Source organism: Methylobacterium segetis, from assembly GCF_004348265.1.
GTDB lineage: Bacteria > Pseudomonadota > Alphaproteobacteria > Rhizobiales > Beijerinckiaceae > Methylobacterium > Methylobacterium segetis.
This window is the reverse complement of record NZ_SMNT01000001.1, coordinates 1-14612: the sequence shown is the minus strand read 5'-3', so window position 1 is coordinate 14612 and position 14612 is coordinate 1. Positions and strand designations below refer to the sequence as shown.

Below are 14612 nucleotides of genomic sequence, written 5' to 3'. Positions count from 1 at the left end.
ATAGGCATCGCGGAGCGCTCGAAAAGGCCGCGCGGTTTCCACCCGGGCGGCCCGGCGCCATATCGGCGTAGATGCCCGCCGACCACCTCGTCATCCGCGTCGTCGACCTCGAGACCACCGGCGGACGCGCCGGCACCGACGGTGTCGTCGAGATCGGCTGGCAGGATGTCGAGGGGAGCGATGGGACGTGGCGGATCGGCGCGGAGCGCGGCGCCCGCTTCGTCGATCCGGAGCGGCCGATCCCGGCCCGCACGCAGGCGGTGCATCACATCCTCGACGGGGACGTGGCGGGCGCGCCGACCTGGCTCGCCGTGGCGCCGGCGGTGCTGCAGCCCCCGGGCCGCCCGCTCGCGGCGCTGGCCGCGCATCGCGCCGCCTTCGAGCGGCGCTGGTGCCGGGACGCGCTGACCGGCCGCCGCCCCTGGATCTGCACCTACAAATGCGCCCTGCGCCTGTGGCCGGACGAACCCTCGCACGCCAATCAGGCGTTGCGCTATGCCCGCCGGCCGGAGGGGCTCGACCGCAGGGCCGGGCTGCCCGCGCACCGCGCCGGCCCCGACGCCTACGTGACGGCCCACCTCCTGCGCGAGATGCTGCGCGAGGCGCCGCTCGAGACGCTTCTCGCCTGGACGCGGGAGCCGGCCCTGTTGCCGCGCGTCACCTTCGGCGAGCATCGCGGCCGGCGCTGGGACACGATGAGCGACGATTTCCTCGCCTGGGTGCTGACGCGCGGCGGCTTCGACGCGGATGTGCGCTTCACCGCCCGCCGCCAGCAGGCGTTGCGCGCCGAGCGCCCCGGCACGGAGCCGCCCGCCCGCCTGCTCTGACCGTACCGGGTGCCGGAGGCTCGGCGCCGCGCGCGGGGGGCGGCGGCTTGAGCGGTTGACAATGCGTCGGCGGCGGTGCGCTGTGCGCCACATGGACGGAACGCCCGAAATACCGGTCGCGAAGCCGCGCGTCGCCATCACCTACTGCACGCAGTGCAACTGGCTGTTGCGGTCTGCATGGATGGCTCAGGAGCTGCTCTCGACCTTCCGGGACGATCTCGGGGAGGTGGCTCTGGTGCCCGGCACCGGGGGCGTGTTCGAGATCGCGGTGGACAAGGACGCGATCTGGGAGCGCAAGCGCGATGGCGGGTTCCCCGACGTCAAGATCCTGAAGCAGCGCGTGCGGGACCGGCTCGACCCGTCGCGCGATCTCGGCCATATCGACCGCCCATGACCGATCACCGACAGCGGCTGGTGAGCGCGCCGATCGCCATCGGCGGGGCCTCGGCGTGAGGCCGGATCTCGACACCGCGACCCACCCGGCCGGTGCCGTCGAGGCGCGCCCGCCCTCCCGGCTGCGCCGGTTCCTCGACCGGCTGATCCATCGCGGATTCTCGACGCAGGTCTACCTCGTCGCCCTCGTCATCGCCCTGATCGGGCCAGGGCTGATCTTCACCGCGATCCTCCTGATGCGCTACGCCGCGGCCGAGCGCGCCCGCTTCGAGCAGGATGCGCGGGAGAACGTGCGCGGCATCGCCCTCTCGATCGACCGCGACACGGCCGGCCTCGTCTCCGTGCTGCAGACGCTCGCGACCTCGCCGCGCCTGAAGGACGGCGAGTTCGAGGCGTTCGACGCGCAGGCCCGCCTCGTACGGGACGCGATCGATCTCGACATCGTCCTGCGCAAGCCGGACGGGCAGCAGGTCGTCAATACCGGCCTGAAGCGCAATGCCACGCTGCCACTCTCCACGCTCCCCTTCGACCGGGAGATCGCCTCCGGCTCCCAGCGGGCGATGGTCTCCGGCTTGATCCCGGGTGCGAGTGCGGCGCTGGCTACCTACGCGGTCGCCGTGCCGGTGCTCGTCGAGGGCGAGGTGACCTACATCCTCAGCTTCAACGCGCCCGTCTCCCGCCTGCAGGCGATCCTGGCGCGGGAGGTGGTCGACGGCTGGACGACGGGCATCTCCGACCGGGACACGACCATCCTGGCGAGGCTGCCGGAGAACGAGTCGCTCGTCGGCCGCCCCCGCCTGAACTCCCTGCGCGAGACCCAGACCGACACGCCGGGCGTCTGGGAGGGCAAGGACCGGGAGCAGCGGCCCGTGATCGTGGTGGAGGCGCGCTCGCGGCTGACCGGCTGGACGGTGGCGGCGAGCATCCCGCAATCCTTGGTCGACGCGCGGCTTCGGCGCTGGATCTGGGCCTTCGGGGGCTTCGGTCTGCTCGTCCTCGCCACCTCCTCGGCGCTCGCCGTCAACCTCTGGTCGCGGGTCTCTCGACCCTTGCGCCAGCTCGCCGCCTCCGGCCCGGCCCTCGCCCGCGGCGAGGCCATTCCGCGCATCGCCTCGCCCGTCCACGAGATCCGCCTCCTCGCCGACGTGCTCGCCGACGCGTCGCTGCGCATCCGGACTCGCGAGGAGGAACGCGACCGGGCTCTGGCGGAGACGCGGCGCGGCCTCTCGGACCTGCGCGAGAGCGAGGCGCGCTTCCGCCACATGGCCGATTCCGCTCCGGCGCTGATCTGGATGACGGACGAGGCCTCGAACGTCACCTTCGCCAACATGCATTTCGACCACCTGTTCGGCATGCCGGCGGCCGAACTGGAGGACGAGGGCTGGAAGCGGATCATCTACCCGGACGATCTTGAGACTTTCTCGGCGGCCTTCAACGAGGCCTTCGAGGCGCGCGCGCCTTTCCGGACGGAAGTCCGGGTGATCGACGGGGAGGGCACCGTGCGGTGGCTGCGCTGCGAGGGGGTGCCGCGCCTCAACGATGCCGGCACCTTCCTCGGCTACACGGGCTGCAACGTCGACATCACCGACGCGAAGCTCGCCGAGGAGCACCTAATCCTCCTCATCCACGAATTGAACCACCGGGTGAAGAACACGCTCGCGACCGTGCAATCGATCGCCGGGCAGTCGCTGCGGCGCCTGGAGGGCGAGGAGGCGAGCGCCGCCCGTGCCGCCTTCGAGGCGCGCCTCCTCGCCCTCGCCCGCGTGCACGACGTGCTGACCCGCGAGAGCTGGGAGGGCGCGGAGCTCGGGACCGTCGTCGCCGACGCGATCCGCCCCCTCGACGTGGCGGAAGGGCGCTCGCGCTTCAACGTCTCCGGACCGGCCCTGCGCCTGCCGCCGCGCCTCGCCCTCTCCATCGCCATGGCTCTGCACGAGCTGGGCACCAACGCCGTGAAATACGGCGCGCTCTCGCGGGAGGGCGGCACCGTGGCGATCGCGTGGTCCGTGCAGCGGGAGGAGGGGGAGACGCGGCTGTTCCTGCGCTGGACCGAGACCGGTGGACCGCCGGTGACGCAGCCGACCCGCACCGGCTTCGGCTCGCGCCTGATCGAGCGCAGCCTCGCCCGGGAACTCGCCGGGGAGGTCCAGCTCCTGTTCGCGCCGACGGGCGTCGTCTGCACCATCGAGGCGCCGGTGCCGCCGCCCGGGCTGCTCGAGCGGCGCGGCGGGGCGACCCAGGGAACGGCCGTGGCGGCGGCGGGGTAGGGAGCCTCACGCCGTCACCCTGCCCAACGCGAGGGGACCGGTGAGGCGGACAAGTCGGGCGGCAATCAGCCCGGACGGCGCGACGGCGTCAGGCGCAGGCCCGGAGCGGGGCGTTCGAGGAGAACCTCCCGGCGGAAGCGGACGAGCCTCGCCGGCCGCCCGGCGGTGCCGCTCGTGATCCCTTCCGTCTCCTCGACGAGGCCCTGCTGGGCGACCAGGCGGCGGAAGTTCTGCTTGTGCAGCGGCGTGCCCGCCAGTGCCTCGACGGTGCGCTGAAGCTGGAACAGGGTGAAGGTCGGCGGCATCAGCTCGAACACCACCGGCCGGTACTTGATCTTGCCGCGCAGACGGCCGATCGCCGTCGCGAGCACCCGGCGATGGTCGAAGGCCATCGGCGCGCCGGTCGGGTCGCCGGGGAATGCCGCGCCGGCATTGCCCTTGGCCTCCGGGATCAGCCCCGCCTCGAAGAGAAGCTCGTAGCGCTCCAGCACGCGCTCCTCGTTCCAGGAGCCGCCGCAGAGGCCGAAGGTGAGACCGAGGCGGTCCTCGCGCAGGCGCCGCAACTTCGCGTCGGGCGCCTCCGCGGCCCAGGCGAGGAGCTTCGGCTCGATCGCGTCGAGGGCCTTCGGACGGCCGTTCCGGAAATCCTCGTAGGGCAGATAGCGATACCAGTTCCGCCAGGATGCCTCGGCGAGGCCGCCGGGCCGCACCTCGCGCACGAGGGCGAGGTAGGCGACCGACAGCGAATGCACGCCCTCCGAGCCTCCCCCCTGCCGGTCGCGGTCGCCGAAAGTGTAGAGCTGCTCGACATAGCCGAGGCGCTGGTGCGTCTGGCGCTCCACCCAGGCGCGCAGGCCGCGCTCCAGGGTGGCGTGCTCCGGCACGAGGGGGCCTGCGGGCAGGCCGTCGCTGCGGCCCTCCGCCTGTCCCGGTACCTGCACGGTCAGCGCCCGCGGCTCGCCCTCCGTCGCCGCCACGATGACCGCGACGAGGCCCACCGAGGACGGGCTGGCGACCGGCCGGGGACCGAGGCTCGCGCGCGTGTCCGCCGTCGTCATGGCAGCGGGTGACCTCCTCTGCGAGGGCGTCGGGTTCGAAGCGAGGATCGCGCCCGTGGCGAGCGGGCGCGCCGCAAGCCGTGCGGGAGGCCGCCCACCCCCGCGCGACGTCACGTTGCTTTAGCCGCAGATCGCACCCCGGCGTCAACGCGCCGACGCGATCGCGCGGGGGATGAACACCGGTGACGCTGTCCGAACGGACAGGGCCTTGCCAATGGGCGCGGCGGGCGCCTAACCCGGAATGCGGGACACACTCCGCGCAGGGACACCACCTGATGGCGCAAAGCCTGAGACATTGCCGCGCGGCGGAACGGCGGGCATGACCGGCCCTACCGTCGATCTGCGCGTCTACGGCATCCTCGACGTGGATGTCTGCGGCGGCGACGGCAACCGCCTTGCCGCGATGGCGGCCGAGGCCGTCGCCGGCGGCTGCACGCTTCTGCAATATCGCGAGAAGGGAATCGAGGACGCGCGCGCCGCGCTCGCCCGCATCCGCGCCATCCGCGCCGCCGTCGCCGGGAGGGCACCGCTCCTCGTCAACGACCGGGTCGACCTCGCCCTCGCCGCGGAGGCGGAGGGTGTGCATCTCGGCCAGTCGGACATGCACCCGGCCGACGCGCGACGCCTCCTCGGCGCCTCGTCGATCATCGGGATCACGCTCAAGACCGGGGCGCAGGCGGACGAACTCTACCGCCTGCCGGTGGATTACGCCTGTATCGGCGGGGTCTTCGCGACGCGGAGCAAGAACAATCCCGACCCTCCGGTCGGCATCGACGGGTTCCAGCGCATCGCCTTCCGGGCGCGCCTCGCCCGCGGCAGCGCCCTTCCGGTTGGCGCGATCGCGGGGATCGACGCGAGCAACGCGGCGGCCGTCGTCGCCGCGGGAGCCGACGGCGTCGCGCTCATCTCGGCCCTGTTCGGCGCGGAATCCATCGAGGCGCGGGCGCGGGACCTCCGCGACCGGGTCGACGGCGCCCTGCGCGCCCGCGGGGCGGCGGCATGAGCACCCCGATCGCCGTCACCATCGCCGGCTCGGATTCGGGAGGCGGCGCCGGCATCCAGGCCGACCTCAAGACCTTCTCGGCGCTCGGCGCCTACGGGGCGAGCGTCGTGACGGCGCTGACCGCACAGAACACGAGCGGGGTCCAGGGCATCCACGACGTGCCGCCCGCCTTCATCGCGGCGCAGATGGAGAGCGTGTTCTCGGACCTCGCGGTCACGGCCGCCAAGATCGGGATGTTGTCCCAGGCCGCCGTGATCGAGACCGTAGCGGACGGCCTCGCGCGGCTGGCCCCCGGGATCCCGATCATCCTCGATCCGGTGATGGTGGCGACGAGCGGCGACCCGCTCATCTCGGAGGCGGCGATCGAGACCCTTCGCCGACGGCTGCTGCCGGAGGTCGACCTCATCACCCCGAACCTCCCGGAGGCGGCGGCCCTTCTCGGCGAGCCCGTCGCGGAGAGCGAGAACGCGGCCGTGGCCCAGGGCCGGCGCCTCCTCGCCCTCGGCGCCCGAGCCGTCCTCGTGAAGGGCGGCCATGCACGAGGGGGCGAGAGCGTCGACCACCTGCTCACCCGGGACGGGACCCTGCGCCGCCTCGCCGCCCCCCGGTTCGCGACGGAGAACACGCACGGGACGGGCTGCACCCTGTCCGCGGCGATCACGGCGGGCGTCGCCCGCGGCCTCGCCCTGCCCGAAGCGGTCGTCGCGGCGAAGAGCTACGTCACCGCTGCCATCGCTGCCGCGGACAGGCTCTCGATCGGTCGAGGGCACGGGCCGGTCCACCATTTCCACGCCGTCTGGAGCTGAATCCCGCGAGCGCGCGCCCCCGGAAAAGGGGTCGGCCGGACGCGATCCGCCCACGGCTCGGTGTCGCTCGCAGCCTTGCATCCATCCGCCGATTGCGTTTGAAGTAGCGTACGATCGTTCGATGAACGGAACGATGCGGGCAGGCGCGGGATGATGCACGATCAGATGGAACGGCCGGAGCGGGTGCGGCAGAGGGATCTTCTCGGCGGTGCCCAGGTCCTGTCCGGTCAGCTCGGCAAGACGATCCAGCGCCTGCGCAAGGCCTACAATCTGTCGCTCTCGGAGCTGGCCGAACAATCCGGCGTCGCGAAGTCGATCATCAGCCAGATCGAGCGCAACGAGACCAACCCGACCCTCGCCACGATCTGGCGCCTGAGCCAGGCGCTCGACGTCTCCATCGAGCGGGTGCTCGCGACCGGCGACGAGGAGCCCTTCATCGAGCGCTCGTCGCGCGCCGACACGCCGATCCTCCTCTCCGAGGACGGCAAGGTGCGGCTCGCCATCATCGGCTGGATCAAGACGATCGAGTGGCTGCAATGGTACGACGTCTCGGCCGACCCGGGCGGCGTCCTCGATTCCGACCCGCACCAGCGCGGCTCGGTGGAATCCCTGTCGGTCTCCGAGGGGGTGTTCGAGGTCGACGTCAGCGGTAGCGTGCAGCGGGCCCGCGCGGGCGAGACCCTTCGCTACCGATGCGACCGGCCGCACACCGTGCGCTGCGTCAGCGAGGTTCCGGGACGGGCCACGATGGTCGTGATCATGAAGGCCGCGGTGATGGAGTGACCGGCTAACGCCCGTCATGAGTGTCTAGCGGCCGGAATTCACCCAGCGCACCATCTCACCGAGCACTTGTGCGAGCGCCGCGTCCAGGGCGACGGCGGCGCTGCCGGCATCGACCTTGGACACCGCCACCCGCGCCTGGAAGACGCGGGCGGCCGCGACGCGCCCGGTACCCTCCGCGATCAGCTTCGCCGAGAGGTCGACGACCGCCTCGCCGGAACCCGCGGAAATGTCGAAGGCGCGGATCTCGCTGATGAGCTGATAGTCGGAGACGATCTTGTCTCCGGGGCGGCTCACGGAGCGCAGACGCCCCGAATTCTCCAGGCTCTGGATGAGCCGGGTCTGGATCAGGCGCGGAAGGCGGTCCGCCCATTGCCCGCCGCCGAGGAAGGAGAGGGCGCCGCCCGCCTCCCGCACGATGATGCGGTCCGCTTCGAAGGGCTGGATGCCCACTGGCTCCGCCACCACGATCGAGCGCGCCGACGCGGCCGGTCGCCCCGAGGCCGGCAGGGCCGCGAGGTCGAAGGTCAGGGGCGCGGAGCCGCCGCAACCGCCGAGGACGGCCGCGAGGAGCGTCGCGCCGAGCGCGAGGGCGTGAAAACGGACGGTCATCCGGGGACCTGGACATCTCCTGACGCCGCACGGGAGCGGCGAGGGGAAACTACGGCAAAGCTGGAACCGTGCCGTGCGCGCGGGCACATCGACGGGTGGGAATCAGGAATTACCGCCCACCGTTGTATTCGGGCAACGAGGGCTTGCCGCCGAACAGGACCTGCGAGGGGTCGCGCTCCAGGCTCTTCACCGTGCGGTTGAGCGTGTTGAGCGTGCGCTGCCCGTCCGTCGAGAGCGCCTCGACCTCGCGGCGCCCGGTGCCGCTGAGTCGGTTGAAACTCGTGGCGATGTTGGCCGTGCGCTTGTCGAGGTTCTCGGAGAGGGTCCGGAAGGCCCGGCCGGCGTCGCGGACCGACACGGCCGCCTCGCGTACCTCCGCGAAGGTACTGGTGCCAGCCTCGCCCGAGGCGGAGCCGAGGAAGCCCTGCGCGCCCTTGAGAACGCCGTCGATGCGGTCTGCCGAGGCGTTGAGCTTGGCGGCGAGCGTGCGCGCATCGTGCAGGCCGGCCTCGATGTCGGGGCTCGCCGCGCTCAGAGCCGCCGAGAAGCGGTCGGCGTTGTCGACCACGCGGTTGAGCTTCTGCCCGTCGATCGCCTTGACGAGCCCGCCGATCGAGGGGCCGGCATCGGCGAGCGTCTTCGAGAAGGCCTCGACATTGGCGAGCGTCCGGTTGATCGCGCCCTCGTTGCCGGCCACCACCTTGTCGAGGCGCTGCAGCACGTCGTCGGCGCGCTGCGCGATCTGCTTGGCGGCGGCCAGCATGTCCTGGATGTCGGAGGAATCGGCGAAGATCGTGGGCATCTGCTCGCCCGTGCCGGCCGGAAGGGGCGGCGCGTCGGCATTGCCGCCGCTCAGCGCGATCACGGAGACGCCGGTGAGCAGCGCGGAATCAAGGCGCGCGCGGGTGTCGGCGCGAAGGGGCGTCGAGGGCGCGACGTTGATGAGCGCGATCACCCGGCGCGGGTCCTGGGGCAGGAGCCGAACATCGGTCACTTCGCCGACCTTGATGCCGTTGAAGGTGACGCTCGAACCCTTCGCGAGACCGCCGACGCTGCCCGAGAAGACGATGCGCACGGCCTGCGCGACCTGCCGCGAGGCGCCGCCCTGCAGCCAGAACACGAAGCCGAACCCGGCGACGATGACGGCCAGGGTGAAGGCGCCGATCAGGGCGTAATTGGCACGCGTTTCCATCGGATCAGCGGTGTCCCGGATCGGCGAGGGCGGGGCGGTGCGTCAGCGCACGCGGGCGGCGCACATCCGCGTGAGGGCACGGCGCGAACTCAGACATGCGCGGGCTCCCGCGCGGCGCCGGGCTCGCCAACGACAATCGAGCGGGCGCGCTTCCCGTGGAAGTAGGAGCGCAGCCAGGGATGGTCGGAGGCGAGCATCGCCTCGATCGGCCCCTCGGCGATGATCTGCCCGTCGCCCAGCGCGGCGATGCGGTCGCAGGCCGTGTAGAGGCTGTCGAGGTCGTGGGTCACCATGAAGACGGTCAGCCCCAGCGTCCGCTTCAGGGTGGCGACGAGCTCGTCGAACTCGCCCGCCCCGATCGGGTCGAGGCCGGAGGTCGGCTCGTCGAGGAACAGGATCTCGGGGTCGAGGGCCAGCGCCCGGGCGAGCGCCGCGCGCTTGATCATGCCGCCGGAAAGTTCGGAGGGCAGCTTGTCCGCGGCGTCGGGCTTCAGCCCCACCATCTCGATCTTGAGGCGCGCGAACTCGTCGAGCAGGCGCTCGGACAGGTTCAGATGCTCGCGCATCGGCATCTGGATGTTCTGCTTGACCGTCAGTGCCGAGAACAGGGCACCCTGCTGGAACAGCACGCCCCAGCGCTGCTCGATCCGGCGGCGGCGGGCGAGGCTCATCCCCTCCGTGTCCTCGCCGAACACGGTGATCGTGCCCGAGCGCTTCGGCACGAGGCCGAGGATCGTGCGCGTCAGCACCGACTTGCCCTGGCCGGACGGCCCGACGAAGCCGAGGATCTCGCCGCGGCGAATGTCGAGGTTCAGCCCTTTCAGCACGGTGCGGTCGCGGAACCCCACGACGAGGTCGCGCACGCGGATGATGGCGTCGCCGGATCCGGTCATGGGAGGCGTGCGGTCGCTCACGTGGTTTAGAAATCGATAGCCGCGAAGAACACCGCGAAGAGTCCATCAAGCACGATGACCATGAAGATTGACTTGACGACTGAGGCGGTGACGTGGCGGCCGAGCGACTCGGCCGAGCCCTCCACCGCAAAGCCCTCGATCGTCGCGATGATCCCGATGATCAGCGCCATGAACGGCGCCTTGATCAGGCCGACCGCGACGTGGTGGAGCGAGATCGCGGCCTGAAGGCGGGACAGGAAGCCCTCCGGCGTCATGCCGCCGTAGAGCATGGCGGTGAGGCCGCCCCCCGCGAGCGCCGCGAGAGAGGCGATCAGCGCCAGCATCGGCAATCCGACCACGAGGGCGAGAATGCGCGGCACGATCAGGATCTCGATCGGGTCGAGGCCCATCACGCGCAGCGCATCGACCTCCTCGCGCATGCGCATCGAGCCGATCTCGGCCGTGAAGGCCGATCCGGACCGGCCCGCCACCATGATCGAGGTGAGGAGCACCCCGAGTTCGCGCAGGATCAGGAGGCCGATCAGGTTGACGACGAAGGTCTGCGCCCCGAACCGCTGCAGCTGGAAGATGCCCTGCTGCGCGACGATGCCGCCGACGAGGAACGAGATCAGCACGATGATCGGCACGCCGCGAAAGGCGACCTGATCGATCTGGTTGACGAAGGCGGTGCCGCGGAAGGTGCCCGGACGCGCGGCGACGCGCAGGCAGGCGACGACCACCTCGCCGAGGAAGGCGAGGCCCGTCACGACGTCGCGCCGGGCCGCGACGACGCGCCGGCCGAGATCGTCGAGGAAGCCGTAGATGCGCCCGTGCCCGGGGCCGGTCGCCGGTTCAGGCTGGCGCAGGCCCATCTCCCCGAGGAGGATCCTGTGCTCGGGCGTCGCGCCGGCATAGGCGAGGCGACCGCCCGCGGCCTCGATCTCGCCCCGCGTCCGCTCCAGGACCCAGGCGCCGAGTGTGTCGAGCCGCTCGATCCGGGTGAGATCGACGAGGACGGGCTGCCCGGCGGCGGCCGCGATCCGGGCGGCGGCGGTCTCGACGGACGGGGCCTGGTCGGCGGTCCAGCGCCCGCTCAGCACGACGCGGCCGCTGCCCGCCTCATGGGTCGCGGAGGCCGCCTCGCTCAGCATGGTGCCGTCCTCGGTCCGCACGAACCGCGTCTCCCGTTCCTCATCGTTATGCTGAAGCGCCCGTTACTATACCGTCTCCGGGGCCGCCCTGCCAAACGGCCCCGCTGGGGGCAGGCGCGCCGCGCGCGCCGCGGCCGCCGCCAAGACAAGTCCGGCCAGGGCGAGCGGCGCCATCAGAGCGAAGGCGAGGGGGCCGCCGCTGCGGTAGGCGAGCCCGCTCATCAGCGTGGCGGAGGCCGCCGCGAGCGCGCTCACGGCGCTGAGCGTGCCCTGCGCGCGTCCGCGCGCGCCCTCCGGCGCGAAGGCGGAGACGGCGGCCATGGCGCCGAGCTGCGTCGCGCCGAAGGTGAGGCCGTGGAGCGCCTGCAGCGCGATCACGGGGCCGAGTTCGGTCCCGGCGACGGTCATCCCGATCGCGCGGAGGAAGGCCGCGCACCCGCCGAGGGCGAGGAGGCGGAACGGGCTGCGCCAGCGGGCCGGCGCGAAGCCGATGAGGGCGAAGAGCAGGATCTCGGCGCCGACCCCGATCGCCCAGAGGCTGCCGACCCAGGCGGTGGCGATTCCGTGGCCTGTCCAGTGAAGGCTGCCGAAGCCGTAGATCGCAGCGTGGCTCGCCTGGATCGCGGCCGCCGCCGCGATCGCGAGCCACAGGCAGGCGGGCAGGGGCGGGCGCGCCTGCGTCGCGTCGCGTGCGGCGGCTGGCGGGGTGACCGAATGGCTGGCGAGGGCGACGAGGCTCGCGCCGAGGGCGAGCCCCGTGAGGAGGAGCGGCACGGCGACCGCCTCACCCAGCGCCCCGAGGAGTGCGCCCCCGAGGATGTTCGCCGCGAGGAAGGCCAGGGAGCCGGCCAGGCGGATCCGAGCGTAATCGAGGCGGGGCTCGCGCCGCACGGCCGCGAGCGTCAGGTAGTCGATGCTCGGCACGAGGGGGGCGGCCGCCACCGCGTTGAGGACCGTCAGCACCGCGAGCGCCGGCCAGCCGAAGGCGGAGGCCGCCGGCATCAGCCCGTAGGTGAGGGCGACGCCGAGGCTCCCGGCGGTCAGCAGCGTGCGGGCGGAGACGCCGAGGTCGATCAGGGCCATCAGCGGCGCCGTCGCGACGATCCGCGTCGCGATCGGCAGGGCCAGCAGCAGGCCGATGATCGCGGGATCGAGGCCGAGCGCGCCAAGCCAGAGCGGCATGAACGGCATCGCGATGCCGATCTCGACGAACACGACCGCGTAGAGGAGGGCGAGGCGCAGGGCGCCGGAGGGTGCGTGGATGAGCAACGGGGGATCGGGATGAGATCGGGCCGAGCGGGTGCGTAAGCACGCGTTAAACCCGGCCTGTCAAATTGCGCGGGCCTGAACGAGGGCGGGGACGCTCGCGTCCCGAGATAACCCGAGGCCGTGTTCGATGTCAGGATCCCAGTCGCTCAGCACGATCGAGCCGTCCGAGTACGAGCGCATCGAAACGGCGATGAGCGAAAGCGAGCGCGGGCGCTGGTTCCTGTCCGAGTTCGCCCGGCGGAACCGCAGCGCCGACACCGACATGCTGCTCGGCGCGATCGGCCGCCTGGAGAACGCCGTGACCGGCGAGCGCGGCCTCGACGGGGTCGGACGCCTGCGCGGCGACCTGATGGAGATGGCGAACGCGATCGCCAGGACGAAAGCCGAGATCGCCGCCCTCAGCGCCCCCGACCAGGATCAGACCCGCCTCAGCGTGGCCTCGGAGGCACTGGATGCGATCGTGCGCGCCACGGAGCGCGCCACGTCCGACATCCTCGGAGCGGCGGAGGAGGTTCAGGAGGCCGCCTGGACACTGCGCGAGCGCGGCGCCGACGTCGCGATCTGCGACGAGCTCGACCGTCGCGCCACCCAGATCTACACCGCCTGCTCGTTCCAGGACCTGACGGCCCAGCGCACCAGCCGGATCGTGCACACGCTCCGGTATCTCGAGGAGCGGCTGATCGCGATGATCGGTATCTGGGGCGATGAAGCCCTGGAGATCCCGGCGGCACCCGGAGCGTGGAACGCGCGCCCGGCCATGGAATCGGCCGCGGTCGATCTCAGCCAGAGCGACGTCGACCGGTTCATCGACATGGAAGCCGCCGTTCCGATGGACGTGGTCCGCCCGCCCATCGCCGCGGTGCCGCTGCACGAGGACCTCGTCTTCGTCCAGACCGAGGCGGAGCCCGCCTGCGAGGAGCCCGAAACCGAGGCTGCGGCCACCGTCGATCTCGATCTCGACCTGACGCGCGCCTTCGCGCAGCCGGCTGCGCCGGAGGCGGACGTTGCGGTCCGCGAGGTGGACGAGGACTCGGAGGTGGAGCCGGAATTCGACCTGCGCCCGCCGGCGGCCCTGGTCGCGGCGGCTGCGGAGCCCGCTTGGGCGGCCGCCTCGATCGATCCGGAGCCCGACCACGCGATCACCTTCGCCGACATCGATGCGCTGAGCATCGAGCAGAAGCTGCGGCTGTTCTCCTGACAGGCGTCACGGCTGCGACTTGCGTGGGCGCGCCGGGTGCTTAAGTCCGGCGAATCCACGCATCGCGCCGCCGTCCCGCACGGTCCTTCAGGACTTCGCCCGCACCGATCATGCCCCTTCACCTGATCAAGCTCTGCGTCGGCCCGCGGTCGATCGAGGATCTCGTGGATCGGCAGGAGCGCCATCGCGGCGAGGCGTTGCGGACGGGGGCGGACCCGGCGCCCTTCCACACCACGCGGATGATCCCGAAGCGTCACGGCGAGATCGTCGGCCGCGGTTCGATCTACTGGGTGATCAAGGGCACGCTGTCCTGCCGGCAGGGCATCACCGCGATCGAGCCCTTCACGGGTACCGACGGCATCGCCCGCTGCCGCCTCGTCTTCGACCCGAAGCTCGTGCCGGTGAGCCCGCGCTCCTACCGCCCCTTCCAGGGCTGGCGCTATCTCACGGCCAAGGACGCGCCGTCCGACCTCGACGCCGCGAGCGCGGGCGATCTCGCCGAGATGCCCGAGACCCTGCGGCGAGAGTTGGTGAGCCTCGGGCTGCTCTGATCAGGTCCCGCGCCAGGATGCGAGCGGGCCATCCGCGGATGGCCCGCTTCCGCCTCACGCACCGTCGAAACGGCCGCTCGCATGGGCGAGCATCGTGTAGACCTTGCCCGTCTCCGAGGTGAGGTAGGCGTCGGCGCGCTTGGAATCGCGGTCGTTCTTCGAGACGTCTCCGAGCAGCCTCTCGAACTCGTTCACGTAACGATCGACCGTCCGCCGGAAATCGGCATCGCTGCGATAGCGGCGCTGCAGCTCGCCGAAGGTCTGGCGTCCCTGCGGCGTGTAGAGGCCGGGGTCGAACAGGTTCGGCTCGCCGCGGCGGTAACGCTCCCACAGATCCACCGCCGTGCGATGGTCGATCATCCGCGCGATGTCGGTCGAGATCGTCTCCAGCGTCGTCCGGCTGCGCTCGCTGCCGCCCTTGGTCGCCTCAGCCTGTACGTTGCGCGCAGGCGGCGCCTCCTCCTCGTCGAGGGAAGCCCGGGTCAGGAGGTCCGAGAGCCAGCCGCGCTTGTCGGCGCCCGCCGGGGCCGGCTTGGCTGGGGTTGCGGGCCGCTGGCCGGCCGGCTCGGTGCGGGCCGGCGGCGTCGCCGTCCGGGCCGGGGCCGGTTGCGG

Annotated in this window: 15 protein-coding genes; 8 read left to right on the top strand and 7 right to left on the bottom strand. The window is 71.9% G+C overall.

Features of this window, described 5'->3' with window-relative positions:
• The first annotated feature begins 71 nt into the window (after positions 1-71).
• From E1J50_RS00075 to E1J50_RS00065, 3 genes are all read left to right on the top strand, one after another.
• Complete coding sequence (locus E1J50_RS00075) at positions 72-827, top strand: 3'-5' exonuclease (RefSeq protein ID WP_132249130.1); 756 nt, start codon at positions 72-74, stop codon at positions 825-827.
• Positions 828-918: 91 nt separating this feature from the next.
• Positions 919-1221 (top strand): Rdx family protein, encoded by a 303-nt coding sequence (locus E1J50_RS00070; protein ID WP_132249129.1) that lies wholly within the window; start codon positions 919-921, stop codon positions 1219-1221.
• A gap of 121 nt (positions 1222-1342) precedes the next feature.
• Positions 1343-3487 (top strand): sensor histidine kinase, encoded by a 2145-nt coding sequence (locus E1J50_RS00065; RefSeq protein WP_245516374.1) that lies wholly within the window; start codon positions 1343-1345, stop codon positions 3485-3487.
• A 65-nt stretch (positions 3488-3552) separates the two neighbouring features.
• Here the strand turns inward: E1J50_RS00065 and E1J50_RS00060 are convergent, their stop codons facing one another.
• Positions 3553-4545 carry an NUDIX hydrolase gene (locus E1J50_RS00060; RefSeq protein WP_132249127.1) on the bottom strand — a complete coding sequence of 331 codons (993 nt, stop codon included), beginning with the start codon at positions 4543-4545 and terminating at the stop codon, positions 3553-3555.
• Positions 4546-4864: 319 nt separating this feature from the next.
• Between E1J50_RS00060 and thiE the strand changes: the two genes are divergently transcribed.
• From thiE to E1J50_RS00045, 3 genes are all read left to right on the top strand, one after another.
• Complete coding sequence (thiE, locus tag E1J50_RS00055; RefSeq protein ID WP_207919121.1) at positions 4865-5548, top strand: thiamine phosphate synthase; 684 nt, start codon at positions 4865-4867, stop codon at positions 5546-5548.
• Positions 5545-6354, top strand: coding sequence for a bifunctional hydroxymethylpyrimidine kinase/phosphomethylpyrimidine kinase (thiD, locus tag E1J50_RS00050; protein WP_132249123.1), 810 nt, complete (start codon positions 5545-5547; stop codon positions 6352-6354). The genes thiE and thiD overlap by 4 nt, the downstream gene beginning before the upstream one ends.
• A gap of 153 nt (positions 6355-6507) precedes the next feature.
• Positions 6508-7137, top strand: a complete 630-nt coding sequence (locus E1J50_RS00045) for a helix-turn-helix domain-containing protein (protein WP_132249299.1) — start codon at positions 6508-6510, stop codon at positions 7135-7137.
• 24 nt (positions 7138-7161) lie between these two features.
• Here the strand turns inward: E1J50_RS00045 and E1J50_RS00040 are convergent, their stop codons facing one another.
• The 5 genes from E1J50_RS00040 to E1J50_RS00020 all read right to left on the bottom strand — a co-directional run bounded on the left by E1J50_RS00040 (position 7162) and on the right by E1J50_RS00020 (position 12245).
• On the bottom strand, positions 7162-7746 hold the full coding sequence (locus E1J50_RS00040) for an ABC-type transport auxiliary lipoprotein family protein (RefSeq protein ID WP_132249121.1): 585 nt from the start codon (positions 7744-7746) through the stop codon (positions 7162-7164).
• Positions 7747-7855: 109 nt separating this feature from the next.
• Positions 7856-8938 (bottom strand): MlaD family protein, encoded by a 1083-nt coding sequence (locus tag E1J50_RS00035; RefSeq protein ID WP_132249119.1) that lies wholly within the window; start codon positions 8936-8938, stop codon positions 7856-7858.
• Between the two features lie 89 nt (positions 8939-9027).
• The gene (locus E1J50_RS00030; RefSeq protein ID WP_207919120.1) at positions 9028-9831 is read right to left on the bottom strand and encodes an ABC transporter ATP-binding protein; all 804 of its coding nucleotides are present in this window, start codon (positions 9829-9831) and stop codon (positions 9028-9030) included.
• Positions 9832-9857: 26 nt separating this feature from the next.
• The gene (locus E1J50_RS00025) at positions 9858-10982 is read right to left on the bottom strand and encodes an ABC transporter permease (RefSeq protein WP_132249295.1); all 1125 of its coding nucleotides are present in this window, start codon (positions 10980-10982) and stop codon (positions 9858-9860) included.
• A 66-nt stretch (positions 10983-11048) separates the two neighbouring features.
• The gene (locus E1J50_RS00020; protein WP_132249293.1) at positions 11049-12245 is read right to left on the bottom strand and encodes an MFS transporter; all 1197 of its coding nucleotides are present in this window, start codon (positions 12243-12245) and stop codon (positions 11049-11051) included.
• Between the two features lie 133 nt (positions 12246-12378).
• Between E1J50_RS00020 and E1J50_RS00015 the strand changes: the two genes are divergently transcribed.
• Positions 12379-13449, top strand: coding sequence for a hypothetical protein (locus E1J50_RS00015; protein WP_132249117.1), 1071 nt, complete (start codon positions 12379-12381; stop codon positions 13447-13449).
• 110 nt (positions 13450-13559) lie between these two features.
• Positions 13560-14000 (top strand): DUF1489 family protein, encoded by a 441-nt coding sequence (locus E1J50_RS00010; RefSeq protein ID WP_132249115.1) that lies wholly within the window; start codon positions 13560-13562, stop codon positions 13998-14000.
• A 54-nt stretch (positions 14001-14054) separates the two neighbouring features.
• Here the strand turns inward: E1J50_RS00010 and E1J50_RS00005 are convergent.
• On the bottom strand, positions 14055-14612 hold a 558-nt coding region (locus tag E1J50_RS00005), incomplete at its 5' end, for a hypothetical protein (RefSeq protein WP_245516365.1).

What these genes read in the sequence shown, in the direction of transcription:
- E1J50_RS00075 (WP_132249130.1), top strand. Translation starts at nt 72, where the DNA reads ATGCCCGCCGACCACCTCGTCATCCGCGTCGTCGACCTCGAGACCACC.
- E1J50_RS00070 (WP_132249129.1), top strand. Translation starts at nt 919, where the DNA reads ATGGACGGAACGCCCGAAATACCGGTCGCGAAGCCGCGCGTCGCCATC.
- E1J50_RS00060 (WP_132249127.1), bottom strand. Translation starts at nt 4,545, where the DNA reads ATGACGACGGCGGACACGCGCGCGAGCCTCGGTCCCCGGCCGGTCGCC.
- thiE (WP_207919121.1), top strand. Translation starts at nt 4,865, where the DNA reads ATGACCGGCCCTACCGTCGATCTGCGCGTCTACGGCATCCTCGACGTG.
- thiD (WP_132249123.1), top strand. Translation starts at nt 5,545, where the DNA reads ATGAGCACCCCGATCGCCGTCACCATCGCCGGCTCGGATTCGGGAGGC.
- E1J50_RS00045 (WP_132249299.1), top strand. Translation starts at nt 6,508, where the DNA reads ATGCACGATCAGATGGAACGGCCGGAGCGGGTGCGGCAGAGGGATCTT.
- E1J50_RS00040 (WP_132249121.1), bottom strand. Translation starts at nt 7,746, where the DNA reads ATGACCGTCCGTTTTCACGCCCTCGCGCTCGGCGCGACGCTCCTCGCG.
- E1J50_RS00035 (WP_132249119.1), bottom strand. Translation starts at nt 8,938, where the DNA reads ATGGAAACGCGTGCCAATTACGCCCTGATCGGCGCCTTCACCCTGGCC.
- E1J50_RS00030 (WP_207919120.1), bottom strand. Translation starts at nt 9,831, where the DNA reads ATGACCGGATCCGGCGACGCCATCATCCGCGTGCGCGACCTCGTCGTG.
- E1J50_RS00025 (WP_132249295.1), bottom strand. Translation starts at nt 10,982, where the DNA reads ATGCTGAGCGAGGCGGCCTCCGCGACCCATGAGGCGGGCAGCGGCCGC.
- E1J50_RS00015 (WP_132249117.1), top strand. Translation starts at nt 12,379, where the DNA reads ATGTCAGGATCCCAGTCGCTCAGCACGATCGAGCCGTCCGAGTACGAG.
- E1J50_RS00010 (WP_132249115.1), top strand. Translation starts at nt 13,560, where the DNA reads ATGCCCCTTCACCTGATCAAGCTCTGCGTCGGCCCGCGGTCGATCGAG.